Raw genomic sequence first — 21,124 nt, 5'->3', positions numbered from 1 at the left:
GGGGGGACGGGACGGCGGCTTTACTGGAATGCTATCGGTTGCGCGCAACAACTGGGCAAGCCAGAAGCCGAGTCGATGTCCGTCAGCCAGTGACTGCTAGTGACTCTTTTGCGGCGAATCGGTGGATGATTCGCCGCAAAAGGGACTTTCAGCCCTGGAGTCGGTACTCCTCGAGCAGGCGTCGCCCGATGATCATTTTCTGGATCTCGGCGGTACCTTCACCGATCAGCAGCATCGGAGCCTCGCGGTAGAGGCGCTCGATCTCGTATTCCTTCGAGAACCCGTAGCCGCCATGGATGCGGAAGGCGTCCTCCACCACCTCCTTGCAGTACTCGGAGGCGAGGTACTTCGCCATCCCTGCTTCGAGGTCGTTTCGTTCCCCGGAGTCCTTTTTGCGTGCTGCGTTCACCATCATCGCATGGGCGGCTTCGACCTTGGTAGCCATCTCGGCCAGCTTGAACTGGATGGCCTGGTGCTCGGCGATCGCCTTGCCGAAAGTGTGACGTTGCTGGGCATACGAGACACCGAGCTCGAAAGCACGCTGAGCGACGCCGCAGCCACGGGCCGCCACGTTGACGCGGCCGACCTCGACCCCGTCCATCATTTGGTAAAACCCTCGGCCCGTCTGGCCTCCGAGGACCCGATTGGCCGGAATGCGCAGTCCGTCCATGATGAGCTCGGTCGTGTCGACGCCCTTGTAGCCCATCTTGTCGATCTTGCCGGGGATGGTCAGGCCCGGACGGACCTCACCGAAGCCCGGCTCCTTCTCGACGAGGAAGGTCGTCATCGACTTGTGGGGCGCGGTGCCCTCGGGGTGTCCTTCGTCACTTCGCACGAGAACGGCCACCAGGGTGGAGCTGCCGCCGTTCGTCAGCCACATCTTCTGGCCGTTCAGGACGTACTCGTCGCCGTCCTTCACCGCCTTGGACGTGATGGCCGACACATCGGAGCCCAGCGCCGGCTCGGACATCGAGAACGCGCCGCGCACCTCGCCCAGCGCCATGCGCGGGAGGAAGTGGTCCTTCTGCTCCTGCGTGCCGTGCTGCTTGAGCATGTACGCCACGATGAAGTGCGTGTTGATGATGCCCGAGACGGACATCCAGCCCCGCGCTATCTCCTCGACGCAGAGCGCGTAGGTGAGGAGCGACTCACCCAGACCGCCGTACTCCTCCGGGATCATCAGGCCGAAGAGGCCGAGCTCCTTGAGGCCGTCGACGATCTGCTGCGGGTACTCGTCGCGGTGCTCGAGCTCGGTCGCGACCGGGATGATCTCCTTGTCGACGAACTCCCGGACGGTCTTGAGGATCTCCCGCTGGACGTCCGTGAGCCCGGCGGTCTGGGCGAGTCGGGCCATGGCTACTTCCCCTGTTCCTTCAGCTGCGGGCGGCCGGGCTGCTCGCCGCCGCGCTCCTTGATGTACGTCTCGGTCGGGACCATCACCTTGCGCCGGAAGACGCAGACGAGGGTGCCGTCCTGCTTGTAGCCCTTGGTCTCCACGTAGACGATGCCGCGGTCGTTCTTCGACTTCGACGGGGTCTTGTCGAGGACCGTGGTCTCGCCGTAGATGGTGTCGCCGTGGAAGGTCGGCGCCACGTGCCGCAGGGACTCGATCTCCAGGTTGGCGATGGCCTTCCCGGAGACGTCCGGCACGGACATGCCGAGCAGCAGCGAGTAGATGTAGTTGCCCACGACCACGTTCTTGCCGAAGTCGGTCGTGTTCTCGGCGTAGTTGCTGTCCATGTGGAGCGGGTGGTGGTTCATGGTCAGCAGACAGAAGAGGTGGTCGTCGTACTCCGTGACCGTCTTCCCGGGCCAGTGCTTGTAGACCGCCCCGACCTCGAACTCCTCGTACGTGCGTCCGAACTGCATGGGGTCAGGCCTCCGGGATCTCGAACTTGCTGGTGCGCTGCATGCCGGCGGCCCGGCCCTTGCCCGCGATGACCAGGGCCATCTTGCGGCTGGCCTCGTCGATCATCTCGTCGCCGAGCATCGCCGAGCCCTTCTTGCCGCCGGCCTCCGAGGTGCACCAGTCGTACGCGTCGAGGATCAGCTCGGCGTGGTCGTAGTCCTCCTGGGAGGGGGAGAAGACCTCGTTGGCCGCGTCGACCTGGCCCGGGTGGAGCACCCACTTGCCGTCGAAGCCCAGCGCCGCCGCCCGGCCGGCCACCTCGCGGTACGCGTCCACGTCGCGGATCTGGAGGAAGGGGCCGTCGATCGCCTGGAGGTTGTGCATGCGGGCCGCCATCAGGATCCGCATCAGGATGTAGTGGTAGGCGTCCGCGCCGTAGCCGGGCGGCTGCATGCCCACGACCAGCGACTTCATGTTGATGGAGGCCATGAAGTCGGCCGGGCCGAAGATGATGGTCTCCAGGCGCGGGGAGGCGGCGGCGATCTCGTCGACGTTCACCAGGCCCTTGGCGTTCTCGATCTGCGCCTCGATGCCGATCTTGCCGACCTCGAAGCCCATGGTCTTCTCGATCTGCGTCAGCAGCAGGTCGAGGGCCACGACCTGCTGGGCGTCCTGCACCTTCGGCAGCATGATGCAGTCGAGGTTCTGCCCGGCGCCCTCGACGACCGTGATGACATCGCGGTACGTCCAGTGAGTGGTCCAGTCGTTGACGCGCACGACGCGGGTCTTGCCCGTCCAGTCACCGTTGTTCAGCGCGTCCACGATCGTGTGGCGGGCGCCTTCCTTGGCGAGCGGCGCGCAGGCGTCCTCCAGGTCCAGGAAGACCTGGTCGGCCGGCAGGCCCTGGGCCTTCTCCAGGAAGCGCGGGTTCGAACCCGGCACCGCGAGGCAGGAGCGACGCGGGCGAAGACGGTTCACCGGGTGGACAGGCGTGGTCATGCGGGGACCTCCGTGCTTGCAACGATTTCGAGAGGGGCGAGCTTGTTGGCTTTGCGGATCTCGTCGACGATACGACCGATGATCTCCGTGATGCCGAAGTCCTTCGGCGTGAAGACGGCGGCCACACCGGCTGCCTTGAGTGTGATGGCATCCGCGTTCGGAATGATGCCTCCGACGATGACGGGAATGTCACCCGCCCCCGCCGTGCGCAGCCGCTCCAGGACGTCCGGGACGAGCGCGCTGTGGGAGCCGGACAGGATGGACAGTCCCACGCAGTGCACGTCCTCGGCCAGCGCCGCGGAGGAGATCTCCTCCGGGGTCAGCCGGATGCCCTGGTAGACCACCTCGAAGCCGGCGTCGCGGGCCCGTACGGCGATCTGCTCGGCGCCGTTGGAGTGCCCGTCCAGGCCGGGCTTGCCGACCAGCAGGCGCAGCCGGCCCGAGCCGAGCTCGTCGGCCGTTCGAGCGACCTTCTCGCGGACCTCGTGCATCGGCGTACCGGGCTCGGCGGTGACCGCCACCGGGGCGGAGGAGACCCCCGTCGGAGCGCGGAACTCGCCGAAGACCTCGCGCAGGGCGCTCGCCCACTCGCCGGTCGTGACACCCGCGCGGGCGCACTCCAGGGTGGCCTCCATCAGGTTCTCGGTGCCCGCCGCGGCCTCCTTGAGGCGCTCCAGGGCCTGCCCGGTGGTGGGGAAGACGAACGGGTCGCCGTTCCCCTGCCGGTCCGAGGACTCCTGCCGCTCGGCCCGCCAGCGGGCGATGCGCTCGACGGTGAGCGCCTCCACCGCCGGGTCGACCGTCATGATGGCGCCGTCCAGGTCGGCCGTGAGCGGGTTCTCCTCGGTCTGCTGGAAGCAGTTCACGCCGACGATCTTGTCCTCGCCGGCCTCGATCCGGGCCCGCCGCTCGGCGTGCGAGGAGACCAGCTGGGACTTCAGGTATCCGGACTCGACGGCGGCCATCGCCCCGCCCATCTCCTGGATCCGGTCGATCTCGGCCAGGCAGTCGGCGACCAGGGAGTCGACTTTGGCCTCGATGACGTGGGATCCGGCGAAGATGTCCTCGTACTCCAGCAGGTCGCTCTCGTGCGCGAGGACCTGCTGGATGCGCAGTGACCACTGCTGGTCCCAGGGCCGGGGCAGGCCCAGCGCCTCGTTCCAGGCGGGCAGCTGCACCGCGCGGGCGCGGGCGTCCTTGGAGAGGGTGACGGCCAGCATCTCGAGCACGATGCGCTGGACGTTGTTCTCCGGCTGCGCCTCCGTCAGGCCCAGGGAGTTGACCTGGACCCCGTAGCGGAAGCGGCGCTGCTTCTCGTTCTCGATGCCGTAGCGCTCACGGGTGACCTGGTCCCAGATGCGGCCGAAGGCGCGCATCTTGCACATCTCCTCGATGAAGCGGACGCCCGCGTTCACGAAGAAGGAGATGCGGGCGACCACCTCGCCGAAGCGCTCCTCGGGCACCTGGCCCGAATCGCGCACCGAGTCCAGCACCGCGATCGCGGTGGACATGGCGTACGAGATCTCCTGGACCGGGGTGGCTCCGGCCTCCTGCAGGTGGTAGCTGCAGATGTTGATCGGGTTCCACTTCGGGATGTGGTTGACCGTGTACGCGATCATGTCCGTCGTCAGGCGGAGCGAGGGTCCCGGCGGGAAGACGTGCGTCCCGCGCGAGAGGTACTCCTTGACGATGTCGTTCTGTGTGGTGCCCTGGAGCAGGGATATGTCCGCGCCCTGCTCCTCGGCGGCCACCTGGTAGAGCGCCAGCAGCCACATGGCGGTGGCGTTGATCGTCATCGAGGTGTTCATCTGCTCCAGGGGGATGTCCTGGAACAGCCGCCGCATGTCGCCCAGATGGGAGACGGGGACCCCGACCCTTCCCACCTCGCCGCGGGCGAGGACGTGGTCCGGGTCGTAGCCGGTCTGCGTCGGCAGGTCGAAGGCGACCGACAGGCCGGTCTGGCCCTTGGCGAGGTTGCGGCGGTACAGCTCGTTGGACGCCTCGGCCGTGGAGTGGCCGGCGTACGTCCGCATGAGCCACGGCCTGTCCTTCTGGCGCTCTGTCATCTCAGGCGATCCTCTGCGGACTTCAGATGTTGCGGAACCGGTTGATGGCGTCGATGTGCTGGGCGCGCAGCTCGTGGTCGCGGATGCCCAGACCCTCCTCGGGGGCCAGCGCCAGGACGCCGACCTTGCCCTGGTGCAGGTTGCGGTGGACGTCGTACGCGGCCTGGCCGGTGTCCTCCAGGGAGTACACCTTCGACAGCGTCGGGTGGATCTTGCCCTTGGCGACCAGGCGGTTGGCCTCCCACGCCTCGCGGTAGTTCGCGAAGTGCGAGCCGATGATCCGCTTCAGCGACATCCACAGGTAGCGGTTGTCGTACTCGTGCATGTAGCCGGAGGTCGAGGCGCAGGTCGTGATGGTGCCGCCCTTGCGGGTGACGTAGACGCTGGCGCCGAAGGTCTCGCGGCCCGGGTGCTCGAAGACGATGTCGATGTCCTCGCCGCCGGTCAGCTCGCGGATGCGCTTGCCGAAGCGCTTCCACTCCTTCGGGTCCTGGGTGTGCTCGTCCTTCCAGAACGTGTAGCCCTCGGCGTTGCGGTCGATGACCGCCTCCGCGCCCATCGCGCGGCAGATGTCCGCCTTCTCGGGGCTGGAGACCACGCAGATCGGGTTGGCGCCGCCGGCCAGGGCGAACTGGGTGGCGTACGAGCCGAGCCCGCCGCTCGCGCCCCAGATCAGGACGTTGTCGCCCTGCTTCATGCCGGCGCCGTTGCGGGAGACCAGCTGGCGGTAGGCGGTGGAGTTGACCAGGCCGGGGGAGGCGGCCTCCTCCCAGCTGAGGTGGTCGGGCTTGGGCATCAGCTGGTTCGACTTGACCAGTGCGATCTCCGCCAGGCCGCCGAAGTTGGTCTCGAAGCCCCAGATGCGCTGCTCGGGGTCGAGCATCGTGTCGTTGTGGCCGTCCGAGGACTCCAGCTCGACCGACAGGCAGTGGGCGACGACCTCGTCGCCCGGCTTCCAGGCGTTCACGCCGGGGCCGGTGCGCAGGACGACGCCCGCGAGGTCGGAGCCGATGATGTGGTACGGGAGGTCGTGGCGCTTGGTGAGCTCCGACAGGCGCCCGTAGCGCTCCAGGAAGCTGAAGGTGGACACCGGCTCGAAGATCGAGGTCCACACGGAGTTGTAGTTGACCGACGAGGCCATGACGGCCACCAGGGCCTCGCCCGGGCCGAGTTCCGGCACCGGGACCTGGTCCAGGTGCAGGGACTTGCGCGGGTCCTTCTCACGGGTGGTGAGCCCCGCGAACATCTCCGTCTCGTCCTTGTGCACGGTGATCGCGCGGTACGAGTCGGGGAGCGGCAGGGCCGCGAAGTCGGCGGCCGTAGCGGCCTGCGACTGGATCGCGTCCAGGATGTCCTTCACGGTAGAGCCTCCGGCTAGCGCTGATGAGGGTGCGCTGAGGTGAACGGGGTGCGTGGAGCGGGAGCGGGTGTGCCGTCGGTCCGGCTGGTGCGGTGGTGCTGGCGGCGCCTGTGGTGGGGCGCGCGGGGCCTGGTGACGCAGGCATCCGGGGCGCGTTCCGTGCCGAGTGGGCGTGGGTCGCGGGGACATCCGGACGAGATTCAACGTATGGCACCCCGTGTCACCCGGCAAGGCACCGCGTGCCAAAACTTTCTCTCATTTGGCGATTGACCTGCGCGGATGAGCGATGATCGATCAGAGTTACCCGCGAGTAGGGGCAAGTCGGGCATACGTAAAGGGCCGCCCCCGGGAGGGGGCGGCCCTGTGTGACGAGGATCGCGCGCGCTGCTTGCGGCTACGCGGTGCGCAGCGCCTCTTCGATCGTCCGCATGACCTCGTCCAGCGGGGCGTCCGTGCGGGCCACCGCCACCAGCACCTCGCCCTGCGTACGGACCGCGGCCGGCGCGGCGGGCGCCGCGGGGCTCAGGGTGCGGCCCGCGCCGATCCCCGTGCCGAAGGTCTTGCGCACGATCGCGAAGGCGTGGTCCAGCTGGGCCTCCACGTCCCCCTGGCCGCCCGCCCGCAGCCATCGCCGCAGCACGTGGTTGTGGGCGGTCACCACCGCGGAGGCGGCCACCTCGGCCAGCAGCGGGTCGTCGTTGCCGTCGTGGTGGTCCTGCTCGTCGAAGTGGGCGAGCAGATAGCGGGTGAACAGCCGCTCGTAGCGGGCCACCGAGGCGATCTCCCGCTCGCGCAGCGCCGGCACCTCGCGGGTCAGCCGGTAGCGCTCCACCGACACCGCCGGCGAGGCGGCGTACATCTTCATGACTTCCTTGATCCCCCGGCACACCGTGTCGAGCGGGTGCTCGTGCGCCGGCGCCACGTCGAGGACGGCCTCGGCGCGGGTCAGGGTGTCGTCGTGGTCCGGGAAGATCGCCTCTTCCTTGGACCGGAAGTGCCGGAAGAAGGTGCGGCGCGCCACCCCGGCGGTCGCGGCGATCTCGTCGACCGTCGTCGCCTCGTACCCCTTGGTCGCGAACAGCTCCATCGCGGCCGCGGCGAGCTCGCGGCGCATCTTGAGCCGCTGTGCGGCCGCCTTGGTGCCGGCCGTGCTCTCCGGGGCGTCGGAGGCCGCGGCGGCGCGGGACGAGGTCTTGGCGGGCTGGGACATAGAGCGAACGTACTTCATCTGCGCGGCGGAGCGCGCCCGAGGGGGGTGGGACGGGGGTGGATGCGGGGGAGGACCGGCACTGGGCACACAGTGCTCGTCGGGAGGGTTCGCCCACCGTGAGGGTACGGCGGGCCCGAGGAGCCCTCCCCACGCATCCGGCTCGTGGCCCGGCCGGGGGTTACCGGCGGGCGTACTCACGGAATCCGCGGCCGGTCTTCCGGCCCAGGCAGCCCGCCGCCACCAGGTGCTCGAGCAGCGGGGACGGGGCCAGACCCGGGTCGCGGAACTCCTTGTGGAGGACCTTCTCGATGGCCAGCGAGACGTCGAGGCCGACCACGTCCAGGAGCTCGAAGGGCCCCATCGGGTACCCGCCGCCCAGCTTCATCGCCGCGTCGATCTGGTCGAGGCTCGCGTAGTGCTGCTCGACCATCTTGATCGCGTTGTTGAGGTACGGGAACAGCAGCGCGTTCACGATGAAGCCGGCCCGGTCCCCGCAGTCCACCGGGTGCTTGCGCACCTTGACGCAGATCTCGCGGACCGTGGCGTGCACGTCGTCGGCCGTCAGGACCGTGCGGACCACCTCGACCAGCTTCATCGCCGGGGCCGGGTTGAAGAAGTGCATGCCGATCACGTCCTGCGGGCGCGAGGTCACGCGGGCGATCGCGATCACCGGCAGCGAGGAGGTGGTGGTGGCCAGCACCGCACCCGGCTTGCACACCTTGTCCAGGGCCGCGAACAGCTCCTGCTTGACCGCGAGGTCCTCGGCCACGGCCTCCACCGCCAGGTCCACCTCGGCGAAGGCGTCCAGCGAACCGGCCGGGGTGATCCGGCCCAGGGTCTGCGCGGCGGCCTCCTCGGTCAGCCGGCCCTTGGACACCGCACGGCCCAAGGACTTGCCGATCGCGGCCTTCGCCGCCTCCGCCTTCTCCTGGCTGCGGGCGGCCAGCACCACGTCGAACCCGGACTGCGCGAAGACCTGCGCGATCCCGCTCGCCATGGTGCCCGAGCCGGCCACGCCGACCGAGCCGACCGGACGGCCCGCGCCGAGCCGGGACTCCTCCGGCGGGGTCTGCTGGTCGCGGACCACCGCGGAGCTGCCCGCGGCCTCGTACGTGTAGAAGCCGCGCCCGGCCTTCCGGCCGGTCAGGCCGGCCTCCGCGAGCTGGCCCAGGATCGGGGCCGGGGCGTGCAGCCGGTCGCCGGAGGAGGCGTACATGGCCTCCAGGACGGTGCGCGCGGTGTCCACGCCGATCAGGTCGAGCAGCGCGAGCGGGCCCATGGGCAGGCCGCAGCCGAGCCGCATCGCCGCGTCGATGTCCTCGCGGGAGGCGTACTTCGCCTCGTACATGGCGGCGGCCTGGTTGAGGTAGCCGAAGAGCAGGCCGTCGGCGACGAAGCCGGGGCGGTCGCCGACCGCGACGGGCTCCTTGCCGAGCTCGCGGGCCAGCCCGGTGACGGCCTCGACGGCCGTCGGGGCGGTCAGCACGCTGGAGACGACCTCGACCAGCTTCATCGCCGGGGCCGGGTTGAAGAAGTGCAGGCCCAGCACGCGCTCGGGGTGCCGGGACTCGGCGGCGAGCCGGGTCACCGACAGGGCGTTGGTGCCGGTGGCGAGGATCGCGTCGGGCCGGACGATCGCGTCGAGCTCGCGGAACACCTGCTGCTTGAGCTCGTACGACTCCGGGACGACCTCGATGACGAGGTCGGCCTCGGCGGCGGCGCCCAGCTCGGTGAAGGTGCGGAAGCGGGCGAGCACGTCGGCCCTCTCCTGCTCGGTGAGGCGCTCGCGGGTGACGGAGCGCTCGGTGGCCGCCGCGAGCGCGTCCGCGGCCCGGCGGGCGGCGGTCTCGCTGATGTCGATGCCGATGACCTCGCGGCCGGCACGGGCGAGGACCTCGGCGATGCCGGTGCCCATGGTGCCGAGGCCGACGACGGCGATGGTCTGGAGGGAGGGGTGACTGGACTGACGGTCCATCGAGGGACTCCAGTGGATGAGGGTGACGACTGAGGGGGCGCGCGGCGCACAGCGCGCGCAGTGCCGTACGGGAAATCCATGCGGAAACCGCGTGCGGGGAAAGGCGGAGATGCCCGGAGCGAGCTGCCCGGGGGCAGGAGCCCGGAGGCGGATGCCCAGAGGCGGATGCCCGGAGGCAGGAGCCCAGTGGGAGATGCCCGCCGAGCGGAAGCGGCGCAGACCCTGTCCCGGGGTCACGCCGTGGAGTCGTGCTGAACCGACCGGCACGAGGCGGCTGCGTCACCAGGCCGCCTTCGTACGTGTTGCAGCGAACATAACCCGCCGGTAACTGCTGCGCCAGAGCGCGGAGATGTGACCTGTACCGCCCAAATGTACCGATCATCGATCATCGATCATCAATCGCCGCGAACGGCCCCTGCCGGCGGCCCCGGCCCCCTAGGGTGGCCGCGTGAACGACGTGCTCGAGCGCCTGCGGGCGGAAGCCACCGGTTCGCCGGAGTACCCGGAGTACGAGGCGCTGACCACCGCCGGCCCGGACGGCCTGGCGGCCGCGCTGACCTCGGCCGGGCTGCCCCTGTGGGCCCGCGAACTGGCCGCCTACCGCCTCGGGCTGGCAGGTGACCGCCGCGCCTTCGAATCCCTCGTGCTGCTGCTCAACCACCGCGACCCGCCCCGCTGCGCGGCGGCCGCCGAGGCACTGACCGTACTCGGCGACCCCCGCACCGCCCGCGCGGCCGCCGCCCTCGCCACCAACGGCCTGCGCACGGCCTACGCCCTCCAGCCCGTCCGGCTGCTCACCGCCCTGCGCGCCCCGGAGTCCGTCCCCGCCCTGATGACGACCCTGTCCCGGCTGCTCTCCCCGCACGACCCGTACTGGCGGGTCGCCCTGGCCTGCGTGGAGGGCCTCGGCGCCCTCGGCGACCCCCGCGCCCGCGAGCTGCTGACCCGCGCCCAGGCCCACCCCCGCCTCGCGGTGGCGGCCACCGCGGCACTGCGCGCACTCGGCTGACAAGATCGCCCCCATGACTGATCACCAGACCGGCCACCTCACGCGCATCCCCGCACCCGAGGGGGTCGCCCCCGCCGCCGGCTACGCCCACGTCGTCCTGGGCACCGGGCGGTTCGTCGCCGTCTCCGGGCAGTGCGCCCTCGACGAGAAGGGCGCGGTCGTCGGCGAGGGCGACCCCGCCGCCCAGGCCCGCCAGGTCTTCGAGAACCTGCGGCGCTGCCTGGCGGCGGCCGGGGCGACCTTCGACGACGTCGTGAAGCTGACGTACTTCGTGACGGACGTCGCGCACCTCCCGGCGGTACGGGAGGCGCGCGACGCCGTCATCCCCGCCGACCGGCTGCCCGCGTCCTCGGCCGTCCAGGTCGCCGCCCTGTTCCGGCCGGAACTGCTGCTGGAGGTGGAGGCCTTCGCGGTGCTGCCGGCCGGCTGATCCTCAGCCCCGGAAGCCGAGCAGGCCGTGCAGGGCCGCGCCGCCCGCCGAAGGCGGGACCGCGCGGGTCGCCGAGGTCGGCTTCGGCGCCGCCTGGGCGGGGCAGCTGGCATCCGCGGCCCGGCCCGTCCTCAGATAGGCCGAGACCTTCTCGTCCAGGCACTTGTTGCCGCTGAGCGAGACGCCGTGGTTGCCGCCGCCCTCCTCAACGACCAGGGCCGCGCCCTTCAGCTTCTCCCGCATGCTGAGCGCCCCCTGGAACGGAGTCGCCGCGTCCTCCGTCGCCTGGAGGAGCAGGGCGGGCGGCAGGTCGGCGTTGGTCACGTCCGGGGCCTCGAGCGGCTCCGTCGGCCAGAACGCGCACGGGGCGTTGTACCAGGCGTTGTTCCAGGTCATGAACGGGGCCTCGGCGTGCGTGCGCCACATGTCCGCGCGCCACTGGTTCCAGTCCTTCGGCCACGCCGAGTCCCGGCACTGCACCGCCGTGTAGACGCTGTAGCCGTTGCCCGCGGCGGGATCCACCGCGCCGAACCGCTCGTACGCCGCCACCAGCGGCTTCGGGTCCTGCTTCACCGCGTACGCCGCGAACGCCTCGGCGAGGCCGGGCCAGTAGCCGTTGAAGTAGGCGCCCGGCATGAAGGTGTCCTCCAGCTCGGCCGGGCCCACCTTGCCGCCCGCGGGCACCTCGCGCAGCGCGTCCCGCATCGCGTACCAGCGCTGCTCGACCTCCGCCGCGTCGGCGCCGAGCCCGTAGGTGGCGTCGTACTGCGCCACCCAGGCCAGGAAGGCCTTGTGGCGGGAGTCGAATGCCCGGTCCTGCGCCAGGTTGTCCTCGTACCAGACCCCGCCCGGGTCGACCACCGAGTCCAGGACCAGCCGGTGCACCCGCTGCGGGTGGAGCTTGGCGTACACCGCGCCCAGGTAGGTCCCGTAGGAGTAGCCGAAGTAGCTGATCCGCTCCGCGCCGAGGGCCTTGCGCAGCAGCTCGATGTCGCGGGCGGCCGAGACGGTGCCGATGTGGGGCAGCACGTCCGCGTGCTTGGTCCCGCAGGACTGGGCGAAGGAGCGCACCCGGTCCAGGTTGGCCTCTTCGGTCGCCGCGTCCAGCGGTACGGAGTCCGGCCGGACCGGGGCGAAGTGGCCCGCCCCGCAGTCGAGGGCCGGCTCGCTCTTGCCGACGCCCCGCGGGTCGAAGCCGATCACGTCGTACTGGGCGGCCACGTCCTTGGGCAGGGCCGACGCCACGAAGCCCGCCAGGGTGCGCCCGCTGCCGCCCGGCCCGCCGGGGTTGACCAGCAGCGGGCCGGCGGAGGTGGCGGCCGTGTGCGGGACCCGGGTCAGGGCGAGGGAGATCTGGCGTCCGGCGGGCCGGGCGTGGTCGAGGGGGACCTTGAGGGAGGCGCACTGGAGCGTCGGATAGCGGGCGGTCGCGCAGTCGCTCCAGCGCAGCGCGGCCTGCTTCGGCGCGGCGGCGGCCGGGGCGGCCGGGGCGGCCGAGACCGGGCTCGCGAGGACGGAGGCGACGGCGGCCACCGTGGAGAGGGACAGCAGGACAGCGGCGCGCTTCTTCAAGGGATGGAGCATGGGGCCTCCCAGCCGAGGGTTCTGGGCGGAATCGTCCCGGAAACCACGCCCGGAAAGCGGGATTGGGCTGCCTATTGGCCCGATGTGATGACCCCTCGGGGGTGACGGACGTCAGAGGAGGGTGAGCTGGGCCGGCCCGGCGGCCGCCGGCCGCTCGGGCAGGACGACCCGGCGGGCCCGCCCGCGCCCGCCGGGGCCGATGCCGAATTCCGCCGCCAGCTCGTGGACTTGGCGGGTGATCTGCCGCTGGTACCAGGTGGGCGCGTACGAGCCGCCCGCGTACATCCGTTCGTACCGTTCCAGGAGGTGCGGGTGGTGCTCGCCCAGCCAGGCCGTGAACCACTCGCGCGCCCCGGGCCGCAGATGGAGTACGAGGGGTGTCACGGAAGTGGCGCCGGACTCGGCGATGGCGCGGACCGTCTCCCGCAGCTGCTCCGGCGCGTCGCCGAGGAAGGGGATGACGGGGGCCATCAGCACCCCGCACTCGATCCCGGCGTCGGTCAGCGTCCGTACGGCGGTCAGCCGGGCGGCGGGGGAGGGCGTGCCGGGCTCCACGGTCCGCCACAGGCCGGTGTCCGTGAAGCCGACGGAGACCGAGATCCCGACCTCGGTGACCGCGGCGGCCTCCTGCAAGAGGGGGAGGTCGCGCAGGATCAGCGTGCCCTTGGTGAGGATCGAGAAGGGGTTGGCGCGGTCGCGCAGCGCCTCGATGATCCCGGGCATCAGCCGGTAGCGGCCCTCCGCGCGCTGGTAGCAGTCCACGTTGGTGCCCATGGCGATGTGCGCGCCGGTCCAGCGCCGCGAGCCGAGCTCGCGGCGCAGCAGCTCGGGGGCGTTCGTCTTGACGACGATCTGCGAGTCGAAGCCGATACCGGTGTCGAGGTCCAGATAGCCGTGGGTCTTGCGGGCGAAGCAGTACACGCAGGCGTGGCTGCATCCGCGGTAGGGGTTGACCGTCCATTCGAACGGCATGCGCGAGGCCCCGGGCACCCGGTTGACGATCGACCGGGCGCGGACCTCGTGGAAGGTGATCCCCCGGAACTCGGGGGTGTCGACCGTGCGCGTCACGACGGCGTCGGCCCCGAAGAGCGCGGTCGGGCCCGTGGAGCCCTCGGTCAGGTTGTCCCAGCGCATCGGCGCCTCCCTCGGTAGCTGTGGCCGAGAATAGAACAAACGTTCCCATGATCGTGCGGAGGTCCCCTGCCGGGGCCCTTCCCGGCGGCGGATTTGGGCGACTGCCCCGGAGGTGGTTGGCTTCGGCGTGACGAGCGATCACAACTGCTGGAGGAACAGCTATGGCGCAGGTCGAGGCCACCACGGAGCGGATCATCGCGGCCGACGCGGAGACCGTGTTCGACGCGCTGGCGGACTACACCGGGACCCGCGGGAAGCTGCTGCCCGAGCACTTCAGCGAGTACGAGGTGCGCGAGGGCGGCGACGGCGAGGGCACCCTGGTGCACTGGAAGCTCCAGGCCACCAGCAAGCGGGTGCGTGACTGCCTGCTGGAGGTCAGCGAGCCCACCGACGGACAGCTGGTGGAGAAGGACCGGAACTCCTCCATGGTCACCACCTGGCTGGTCACCCCGGCCGGCGAGGGCAAGTCCAAGGCCGTGGTCACCACCGTGTGGAACGGCGCCGGCGGCATCGGCGGCTTCTTCGAGCGCACCTTCGCCCCCAAAGGCCTCGGCCGCATCTACGACACCGTGCTCGCCAACCTGGCCGCCGAAGTCGAGTCCTGAGCCCGGGCGTCCGGCGCGCCGGCGGCTCACCGGATCGGGTGGATTTCCCGGCCCGGTGAGCCGCCGGAACGCGGGCGTGGCCCCCGGGTCCGGCCGAGGTGCGAGAGCCAAGCGGCCTCGGGGAAGCGGGGCACGTCCCCGCGCCGCCCGGCACGGCACCTCGCCGCGCGGCCGCAGCACCCGAGTACGCCCGGTACAAGGCCACTGCTCCGCCTTGCCGTGCGCCGCACCGGACGACGCGGAAACCCGCCCCACTTCCCCGAGGCCGCTTAGGCTGGGTCTCCGCAACCGACCGCCCGGGGGCCCGATGAAGATCCTCATCTCCGCCGACATGGAGGGCGCCACCGGCGTCACCTGGCCCGAGGACGTGCTGCCCGGGGCGTCCCAGTGGGAGCGCTGCCGGGGCATGTTCACCTCCGACGTGAACGCGGCCGTGCTCGGCTTCTACGACGGTGGCGCCGACCGGGTCCTCATCAACGAGGCCCACTGGACGATGCGCAACCTGCTCCTGGAAAAGCTCGACGCCCGCGCCGAGATGCTCACCGGCCGCCACAAGACGCTCTCCATGGTCGAGGGCGTCCAGCACGGGGACGTCGACGGGATCGCCTTCGTCGGCTACCACACGGGAGCCGGCTCCGAAGGGGTCCTCGCCCACACCTACCTCGCCAACTCCATCACCGGCGTCTGGCTCAACGGGACCCGGGCCAGCGAGGGGCTGCTCAACGCGCACGTCGTCGCCGAGTACGGGGTGCCGGTCATCCTGGTCACCGGCGACGACCTGACCTGCGCCGACGCCGCCGGATACGCCCCGGACGCGGTGACCGTGGCCGTGAAGGACCACGTCTCGCGCTACGCCGCCGTCTGCCGGACCCCGGCCCGCACCGCCGCCGACATCCGCGCGGCGGCCAAGGAAGCCACGGCCCTGGCGGTCCGGCGCGACCCCGTGCCCGGAGCCGGCCCCTACACCGTGGAGGTCGAGTTCGACGCCGAACACCTGGCCATGGCGGCCACGGTGGTCCCGGGCGCCGAGCGGTGCGGCGAACGCAGGATCGCGTACAGCAGCGAGACCATGTACGAGGGGATCCGCACCTTCAAGGCGGTCACGACGGTCGTCTCCGCGGCCGTGGAGGAGCAGTATGGCTGACATGCCCGTAGTCACCGCCGAGGTCGCCGCCGAGGTCCCGGCGCAGGTCCACGACCGCGCCGCGGTCGACCCGGTCGACGAGGTCGCCCTCGCGGAGGCGGTCGAGTTCACCTCGGGCCTCATCAGGATCGACACCACCAACCGGGGCGGCGGTGACTGCCGCGAGCGCCCCGCCGCCGAGTACGCCGCCGAACGGCTCGCCGCCGCCGGACTGGAGCCGGTGCTGCTGGAGCGCACCCCGGGCCGCACCAACGTGGTGGCCCGGATCGCGGGCTGGGACCCTTCCGCGGAGGCGCTCCTCGTCCACGGCCACCTCGACGTGGTCCCGGCCGAGGCCGCCGACTGGAGCGTGGACCCCTTCTCGGGGGAGGTCCGCGACGGGGTGGTCTGGGGCCGCGGGGCCGTCGACATGAAGAACATGGACGCGATGGTGCTGGCCGTCGTACGGGCCTGGGCGCGGGCCGCCGCAAGAGGGCAGGACTGCCGGCCGCGCCGGGACATCGTGATCGCCTTCACCGCCGACGAGGAGGACAGCGCGGTCGACGGCTCCGGGTTCCTCGCCGAACACCACCCGCACCTCTTCGAAGGCTGCACGGAGGGCATCAGCGAGTCCGGCGCCTTCACCGTGCACCCCGGTGACGGGCGGGCCCTCTACCCGATCGCCGCCGGTGAACGCGGCACCGCGTGGCTGAAGTTGACGGCGCACGGCACCGCCGGACACGGCTCCAAGCCCAACCGGGCCAATGCCGTCACCCGGCTCGCCGCCGCCGTCGCCAGGATCGGCGCGTACGAATGGCCGGTCCGCCTCACCGACACCGTCGTGGCCTGCATCACCGAACTCGCCGCTCTCCAGGGCCTGTCGGTGGACCCGAGGGCCCCGGGCTTCGACCTCGACGGGGTCCTCGGCAGGCTCGGCCCGGCCGCCGCCCTCGTCGACGCGACCGTACGCAACAGCGCCAACCCGACGATGCTCAGCGCCGGTTACAAGCTCAACGTGATCCCCGGACAGGCCACCGCCTATGTGGACGGCCGGATGCTGCCCGGCGGCGAGGCCGAGTTCATCGCCACCCTGGACGCGCTCACCGGCCCCGACGTGCACTGGGAGTTCCACCACCGCGAGGTCGCGCTCGAAGCCCCCGTGAACGGGCGGACCTACGGGATCCTGCGCGAGTCCGTCGAGCGCTTCGACCCGGGCGGGCACGTGGTGCCGTTCTGCATGGCCGGCGGCACCGACGCCAAGCAGTTCTCGCGCCTGGGCATCACCGGATACGGCTTCTCCCCGCTGAAGCTGCCGCCCGGCTTCGACTACTGGTCCCTGTTCCACGGCGTGGACGAGCGGGTCCCCGTCGACGCCCTCCACTTCGGCGTCCGCGTCCTCGACCACGCGCTGCGGACCCTGTGAGCGGGACCCTGTGATGGCGGGGGCGACCCGGCCCTACGGGAGCTGGCCCTCACCCATCACCGCCGAATGCGCCGCCTCCCTCGACGGGCGCCCCGAGTACGTGGGCACGGTCGGCGCCGAGGTGTGGTGGACCGAGCCCCGGCCGCGGGAGGGCGGCCGCCGGGCCCTGGTGCGCCGCCCGGCCGGCGGAGGACCCGGCGGGGTCGGGGGCGGGGGCCTCACCGCCCTGCCCGCGCCCTGGGACGTCCGCAGCCGGCTGACCGAGTACGGCGGCCGGCCCTGGGCCGGAGCCGAACGGGCCGAGGGCGGGCCGCTGCTGGTCTTCGTGCACTTCGCCGACCAGCGGCTCTACGCCTACGCCCCGGACGCCCCCGGCGAGGCCGCGGGCCCGCGGCCGCTGACCCCCCTCTCCGCCGTCGGCGGCGGACTGCGCTGGGCCGACCCGGTGCTGCGCGGCTCCGAAGTGTGGTGCGTCCTCGAGGAGTTCACCGGTTCCGCGCCGACCGACGTCCGCCGGGTACTGGCCGCCGTACCGCTGGACGGGTCGGCGGCCGAGGACCGGGCCGCGGTGCGGGAACTGACCGGCGACCGGTACCGGTTCAGCACCGGACCCCGGCTCTCGCCGGACGGCCGGCACGCGGCCTGGCTGGTGTGGGACCACCCCCGGATGCCCTGGGACGGCACCGAACTGCGCCTGGCCGAGGTCACGCCGGACGGCCGGCTCGAGGGGGCCCGCACCGTACTGGGCGGCCCCGCCGAGGCCGTCGCCCAGGCCGACTGGACGGCCGGCGGAACCCTCCTCGCGGTGAGCGACCGCAGCGGCTGGTGGAACCCGTACCGGGTGGACCCGGCGACGGGCGAAGGGGTCAACCTCTGCCCCAGGGAAGAGGAGTTCGGGGGACCGCTGTGGAAGCCGGGGCTGCGCTGGCTCGCCCCGCTGCCCGGGGCCGCCCCCCACGCCGGAGGCCCCGGGGCAGGGCTCGTCGCCGTCCTGCACGGACAGGGCTCCTCCGTCCTGGGCATCCTCGACGCGGAGAGCGGGGACCTGGTGGACGCCGCCGGACCGTGGACGGCCTGGCAGCCGACCCTCGCGGTGAGCGGCACCCGCGTGTACGGGGTCGCCGCCAGCCCGCGCAGCGCGTACGAGGTGGTGGAACTGGACACGGCCACCGGGCATGCCCGGGTGGTCGGCGCGCACCGCGTGGACCCGGTCGATCCGGCCTACTACCCGGAGCCGCAGAGCCGGACCTTCCTCGGCCCCGACCACCGCGAGATCCACGCGCACGTCTACCCGCCGCACCACCCGGCCTGCCGGGCCGCCGCCGACGAACTGCCCCCGTACGTGGTGTGGGCGCACGGCGGGCCCACCGACCACGTGCCGCCCGTACTCGACCTGCACATCGCGTACTTCACCTCCCGCGGCATCGGCGTCGTCGAGGTGAACTACGGAGGCTCCACCGGCTACGGCCGCGCCTACCGCGAGCGGCTGCGCGAGCAGTGGGGCGTCGTCGACGTGGAGGACTGCGCGGCGGTGGCCCGGGCGCTGGCCGCCGAGGGCACCGCCGACCCGGACCGGCTGGCCATCCGCGGGGGCAGCGCGGGCGGCTGGACCGCGGCGGCCTCACTGGCCGCCACCGACCTGTACGCCTGCGCGGCGGTGATCTACCCGGTCCTGGACCTGCTCGGCTTCGCCGAGGAGACCCACGACCTGGAGTCCCGCTACCTCGACGGCCTGGCCGGACCGCCGCAGACCCTCGCCGTCCGCTGCCGCGAGCGCTCCCCGGTGGCCCGCGCCGACCGGATCACCGCCCCGTTCGTCCTGCTCCAGGGGCTGGAGGACGCGGTCTGCCCGCCCGCACAGGCGGAGCGGTTCCTCGCCGCCATGCGGGGGCGGGCGGTGCCGCACGCGTACCTGGCCTTCGAGGGCGAGGGGCACGGCTTCCGCCGCGCGGACACCATGGTCCGGGCGCTGGAAGCCGAACTGTCCCTGTACGCCCAGGTGTTCGGTTTCGAACGCACCGACGTGCCGCGGCTGGAGCTGAAGGCCTGAGTCAGGAGGCGTGCAGCCAGACGCGGAGCGGGCCGACCGGGACGAACCCGGCGCGGACGGCGGCGTCGAGGTCGTCCCCCGACTCGTAGCCGACGACCGGCAGTTCCGGCCAGCGGGCGGCGACCTCGTCGAGCGCGCCCGCCCAGGCGGCGTCGGTGTCGGCGGCGTCGTGCGCGAACAGGTTGGACAGGCCGACCACCGGGCCGCTGCCCTGGTGCGCTACGGCGCCGGCGACGATCCGGTCCCCGGCGCGGCCCGCCAGGAAGACGAGGTCCCGGCCCGGCAGGGCCGGGTGGAACAGCCCGGTGCTCCGCTCGCCGTCCCAGGCGGCCTCCCACTCCTCCAAACCGGCGGGCCCGGTGACCGCCGACCACTCCAGGCGGGAGCCGGTGTCCGCGGCGGGCGCTGCGGCCGGGCGGTGGATCCACAGGGCCTCGAACAACACCTCGAAGCCGTCCCCGGTCAGGTCCAGATCGGCGAAGCTGTCCTTGACCGAGCAGCCGGGGCCGTCCGTGTCGATCCCGGCCACCAGCGCCGCGGCCGAGGCGCCCGGAGCGAGGGTCACGGCGTCGGGGTAGAGCGGCGGGGTCCGGTGCGGGCTGGTCCAGGCGTCCGGGGCGAACACGCCGGCCGGTCCGTGACCGCGGGCGACCGCGTCGCACCACTCGGCGTTGTCGCGCGCCGCGGCGAGCAGGAGTGCGCGGGTGTCGGGGTCGATGATCACACCGGGGATCCTGCCACACCCCCTAACCTGGGCGGATGACTTTTTCGTCGTACCTGCGGGAAGGTGGGAGGGTGGGCCTGCGGCCCTACCGGCTCGCCGACGGGCCCGAGTTCACCACACGCGTGCGCGAGAGCCGCGCACTGCACCACCCCTGGCTGTTCCCGCCCGCCACCCTCGAGGAGTACGAGCCGTACGCGACCCGGCTGACCGGGGGCGACGGCCGGGCGGGGTTCCTCGTGTGCGAGCGGACAACCGGCGCCCTGGCCGGCTTCGTCAACATCAACAACATCGTGCGGGGCGCCTTCCAGTGCGGGGCCCTCGGCTACGGGGCCTTCGCGCACGCCGCCGGCCGGGGGCTCTTCCACGAGGCCCTGCGCCTGGTCCTCGCGCACGCCTTCGCCCCGCCCGGTGCGGGCGGCCTCGGCCTGCACCGCCTGGAGGCCAACATCCAGCCCGGCAACACCGCCTCGATCGCCCTGGTCCGCGGCGCGGGCTTCCGCCTGGAGGGGCTGTCCCCGGACTTCCTCCACGTCGACGGGGCCTGGCGCGACCACGAGCGCTGGGCCGTCACCGCCGAAATGCCCGTCCCGTAAGGGGCCCGTCGGCGAGGATGGGCCCATGCGATCCCTCGTGCTGCTCGACGCTCCGTCCAACCTCGGCCTGCGCCCGCCCGCGCCCGGCACCGTGCCCGGCGTCTACAAGCTCGCCGGAGCCCTGCGGGAACAGGGCCTGCTGGCCCGGCTCGGCGCACGCGAGGGCGGGGTGGTGGTCCCGCCGCGCTACGACCGCGGGGACTGGCAGGAGGGTGACGGCGTGTTCCACGCCGACGCCCTCGCCGCGTACGCCGTCACCCTCGCCGACCGGATCGAACGGCACCTGCGGGCCGGCGAGTTCCCGGTGGTCCTCGGAGGGGACTGCTCGATCCAGCTCGGCGCCTCGCTGGCCATGCGCAGGCTCGGCCGGTACGGGCTGGCCGCCATCGACGGCTCCGCCGACTTCCGCCACCCCGGCAACGAGGCGGTGAACGGGCCGGTCGGCGCCGCCGCAGGGGAGGAGCTCGCCCTCGCGACGGGGCGCGGGCAGGCCGCACTCAGCGACCTGGAGGGCCGCTCCCCGTACCTGCGCGACGAGGACGTACGGCTCTTCGGGATCCGGGACGGCGACGCCGACCTCGCGGAGCTGCGCGCGGCCGGGATCCGCGTCGCCACCGTCGGGGAGCTCCGCGAGAACGGCCCCGGCCCGGTGGCCCGGGCGGCGCTGGACGGGCTGCACCCGCCGGCCGCCGCCGGCTTCTGGGTCCACCTGGACGCCGACGTGCTGGACCCGAGCGTCATGCCGGCCGTCGACAGCCCCGATCCCGGAGGCCTGCTGCCGGACGAACTCGCCGAACTCCTGGGCGTGTTGGTGGGCTCGCCGCGCTGCGTCGGGATCAACGTCACGATCTACGACCCGGACCTCGACCCGGACGGCCGTGCGGGCGCCCTGCTCGCCGACCTGGTCGCGGGCGCCTTTGCCTCATCCTGACCGGTGCTGATCTGCGGAACCCCTGTGCAGCGGCTGCCGCTGGGTGTTCCATTTCCCTC

18 protein-coding genes are annotated in these 21,124 nt (G+C 72.2%); 8 read left to right on the top strand and 10 right to left on the bottom strand.

Annotated elements, in window-relative coordinates:
• Window positions 1–148: 148 nt before the first annotated feature.
• The 7 genes from ACZ6I1_RS11105 to ACZ6I1_RS11075 all read right to left on the bottom strand — a co-directional run bounded on the left by ACZ6I1_RS11105 (window position 149) and on the right by ACZ6I1_RS11075 (window position 9,459).
• Window positions 149–1,354 (bottom strand): acyl-CoA dehydrogenase family protein, encoded by a 1,206-nt coding sequence (locus ACZ6I1_RS11105; RefSeq protein ID WP_031158096.1) that lies wholly within the window; start codon window positions 1,352–1,354, stop codon window positions 149–151.
• 2 nt (window positions 1,355–1,356) lie between these two features.
• Window positions 1,357–1,869 carry a MaoC family dehydratase gene (locus ACZ6I1_RS11100; RefSeq protein ID WP_030155134.1) on the bottom strand — a complete coding sequence of 171 codons (513 nt, stop codon included), beginning with the start codon at window positions 1,867–1,869 and terminating at the stop codon, window positions 1,357–1,359.
• Between the two features lie 4 nt (window positions 1,870–1,873).
• A complete protein-coding gene (locus tag ACZ6I1_RS11095; RefSeq protein ID WP_249768874.1) occupies window positions 1,874–2,848 on the bottom strand; it encodes an HpcH/HpaI aldolase/citrate lyase family protein in 975 nt (324 codons plus the stop codon).
• Window positions 2,845–4,914: a protein meaA gene (locus ACZ6I1_RS11090; protein ID WP_469285706.1), complete on the bottom strand. Its 2,070-nt coding sequence runs from the start codon at window positions 4,912–4,914 to the stop codon at window positions 2,845–2,847. Before ACZ6I1_RS11090 ends, ACZ6I1_RS11095 begins: the two co-directional genes overlap by 4 nt.
• Before the next feature lie 22 nt (window positions 4,915–4,936).
• A complete protein-coding gene (gene ccrA / locus ACZ6I1_RS11085; protein WP_469285704.1) occupies window positions 4,937–6,274 on the bottom strand; it encodes a crotonyl-CoA carboxylase/reductase in 1,338 nt (445 codons plus the stop codon).
• Between the two features lie 394 nt (window positions 6,275–6,668).
• The gene (locus tag ACZ6I1_RS11080) at window positions 6,669–7,484 is read right to left on the bottom strand and encodes a TetR family transcriptional regulator (RefSeq protein ID WP_469285702.1); all 816 of its coding nucleotides are present in this window, start codon (window positions 7,482–7,484) and stop codon (window positions 6,669–6,671) included.
• A 178-nt stretch (window positions 7,485–7,662) separates the two neighbouring features.
• On the bottom strand, window positions 7,663–9,459 hold the full coding sequence (locus ACZ6I1_RS11075; protein WP_469285700.1) for a 3-hydroxyacyl-CoA dehydrogenase family protein: 1,797 nt from the start codon (window positions 9,457–9,459) through the stop codon (window positions 7,663–7,665).
• Window positions 9,460–9,907: 448 nt separating this feature from the next.
• On the opposite strand from ACZ6I1_RS11075, the gene ACZ6I1_RS11070 reads away from it, so the two are divergent.
• Window positions 9,908–10,468: a HEAT repeat domain-containing protein gene (locus tag ACZ6I1_RS11070; RefSeq protein ID WP_469285697.1), complete on the top strand. Its 561-nt coding sequence runs from the start codon at window positions 9,908–9,910 to the stop codon at window positions 10,466–10,468.
• A gap of 13 nt (window positions 10,469–10,481) precedes the next feature.
• The gene (locus ACZ6I1_RS11065) at window positions 10,482–10,898 is read left to right on the top strand and encodes a RidA family protein (protein ID WP_469285695.1); all 417 of its coding nucleotides are present in this window, start codon (window positions 10,482–10,484) and stop codon (window positions 10,896–10,898) included.
• Window positions 10,899–10,901: 3 nt separating this feature from the next.
• Here the strand turns inward: ACZ6I1_RS11065 and ACZ6I1_RS11060 are convergent, their stop codons facing one another.
• Window positions 10,902–12,482, bottom strand: a complete 1,581-nt coding sequence (locus ACZ6I1_RS11060) for an alpha/beta hydrolase (RefSeq protein WP_469285694.1) — start codon at window positions 12,480–12,482, stop codon at window positions 10,902–10,904.
• Window positions 12,483–12,593: 111 nt separating this feature from the next.
• A complete protein-coding gene (locus tag ACZ6I1_RS11055) occupies window positions 12,594–13,616 on the bottom strand; it encodes an Rv2578c family radical SAM protein (protein ID WP_469285692.1) in 1,023 nt (340 codons plus the stop codon).
• Between the two features lie 161 nt (window positions 13,617–13,777).
• Here ACZ6I1_RS11055 and ACZ6I1_RS11050 point away from each other — a divergent pair, with 161 nt between their 5' ends.
• The 4 genes from ACZ6I1_RS11050 (at window position 13,778) to ACZ6I1_RS11035 (ending at window position 18,817) form a co-directional block, all read left to right on the top strand.
• Window positions 13,778–14,221 (top strand): SRPBCC family protein, encoded by a 444-nt coding sequence (locus ACZ6I1_RS11050; protein WP_469285690.1) that lies wholly within the window; start codon window positions 13,778–13,780, stop codon window positions 14,219–14,221.
• Between the two features lie 307 nt (window positions 14,222–14,528).
• On the top strand, window positions 14,529–15,365 hold the full coding sequence (locus ACZ6I1_RS11045; protein WP_469285689.1) for a M55 family metallopeptidase: 837 nt from the start codon (window positions 14,529–14,531) through the stop codon (window positions 15,363–15,365).
• Between the two features lies 1 nt (window position 15,366).
• Window positions 15,367–16,767: a M20/M25/M40 family metallo-hydrolase gene (locus ACZ6I1_RS11040; protein WP_469285687.1), complete on the top strand. Its 1,401-nt coding sequence runs from the start codon at window positions 15,367–15,369 to the stop codon at window positions 16,765–16,767.
• A gap of 13 nt (window positions 16,768–16,780) precedes the next feature.
• Window positions 16,781–18,817, top strand: coding sequence for a S9 family peptidase (locus ACZ6I1_RS11035; protein ID WP_469285685.1), 2,037 nt, complete (start codon window positions 16,781–16,783; stop codon window positions 18,815–18,817).
• Between the two features lies 1 nt (window position 18,818).
• On the opposite strand, the gene ACZ6I1_RS11030 is transcribed toward ACZ6I1_RS11035, so the two are convergent.
• Window positions 18,819–19,541: a hypothetical protein gene (locus ACZ6I1_RS11030; RefSeq protein WP_469285683.1), complete on the bottom strand. Its 723-nt coding sequence runs from the start codon at window positions 19,539–19,541 to the stop codon at window positions 18,819–18,821.
• A 35-nt stretch (window positions 19,542–19,576) separates the two neighbouring features.
• Between ACZ6I1_RS11030 and ACZ6I1_RS11025 the strand changes: the two genes are divergently transcribed.
• Both ACZ6I1_RS11025 and ACZ6I1_RS11020 read left to right on the top strand, forming a co-directional pair.
• Entirely contained in the window at window positions 19,577–20,134 is a 558-nt protein-coding gene (locus tag ACZ6I1_RS11025; protein WP_469285681.1) for a GNAT family N-acetyltransferase, read from the top strand.
• 25 nt (window positions 20,135–20,159) lie between these two features.
• Window positions 20,160–21,065, top strand: coding sequence for an arginase family protein (locus ACZ6I1_RS11020; RefSeq protein ID WP_469285679.1), 906 nt, complete (start codon window positions 20,160–20,162; stop codon window positions 21,063–21,065).
• The last annotated feature ends 59 nt before the right edge of the window (window positions 21,066–21,124 follow it).

The organism is Streptomyces sp. NPDC046303 (assembly GCF_055588085.1).
This window is presented reverse-complemented; position numbering and strand designations above follow the sequence as displayed.

Coding starts and splice junctions, on each gene's coding strand:
- ACZ6I1_RS11105 (WP_031158096.1), bottom strand. CDS start 1,354: ATGGCCCGACTCGCCCAGACCGCCGGGCTCACGGACGTCCAGCGGGAG.
- ACZ6I1_RS11100 (WP_030155134.1), bottom strand. CDS start 1,869: ATGCAGTTCGGACGCACGTACGAGGAGTTCGAGGTCGGGGCGGTCTAC.
- ACZ6I1_RS11095 (WP_249768874.1), bottom strand. CDS start 2,848: ATGACCACGCCTGTCCACCCGGTGAACCGTCTTCGCCCGCGTCGCTCC.
- ACZ6I1_RS11090 (WP_469285706.1), bottom strand. CDS start 4,914: ATGACAGAGCGCCAGAAGGACAGGCCGTGGCTCATGCGGACGTACGCC.
- ACZ6I1_RS11080 (WP_469285702.1), bottom strand. CDS start 7,484: ATGTCCCAGCCCGCCAAGACCTCGTCCCGCGCCGCCGCGGCCTCCGAC.
- ACZ6I1_RS11075 (WP_469285700.1), bottom strand. CDS start 9,459: ATGGACCGTCAGTCCAGTCACCCCTCCCTCCAGACCATCGCCGTCGTC.
- ACZ6I1_RS11065 (WP_469285695.1), top strand. CDS start 10,482: ATGACTGATCACCAGACCGGCCACCTCACGCGCATCCCCGCACCCGAG.
- ACZ6I1_RS11060 (WP_469285694.1), bottom strand. CDS start 12,482: ATGCTCCATCCCTTGAAGAAGCGCGCCGCTGTCCTGCTGTCCCTCTCC.
- ACZ6I1_RS11055 (WP_469285692.1), bottom strand. CDS start 13,616: ATGCGCTGGGACAACCTGACCGAGGGCTCCACGGGCCCGACCGCGCTC.
- ACZ6I1_RS11050 (WP_469285690.1), top strand. CDS start 13,778: ATGGCGCAGGTCGAGGCCACCACGGAGCGGATCATCGCGGCCGACGCG.
- ACZ6I1_RS11045 (WP_469285689.1), top strand. CDS start 14,529: ATGAAGATCCTCATCTCCGCCGACATGGAGGGCGCCACCGGCGTCACC.
- ACZ6I1_RS11040 (WP_469285687.1), top strand. CDS start 15,367: ATGCCCGTAGTCACCGCCGAGGTCGCCGCCGAGGTCCCGGCGCAGGTC.
- ACZ6I1_RS11035 (WP_469285685.1), top strand. CDS start 16,781: ATGGCGGGGGCGACCCGGCCCTACGGGAGCTGGCCCTCACCCATCACC.
- ACZ6I1_RS11025 (WP_469285681.1), top strand. CDS start 19,577: ATGACTTTTTCGTCGTACCTGCGGGAAGGTGGGAGGGTGGGCCTGCGG.
- ACZ6I1_RS11020 (WP_469285679.1), top strand. CDS start 20,160: ATGCGATCCCTCGTGCTGCTCGACGCTCCGTCCAACCTCGGCCTGCGC.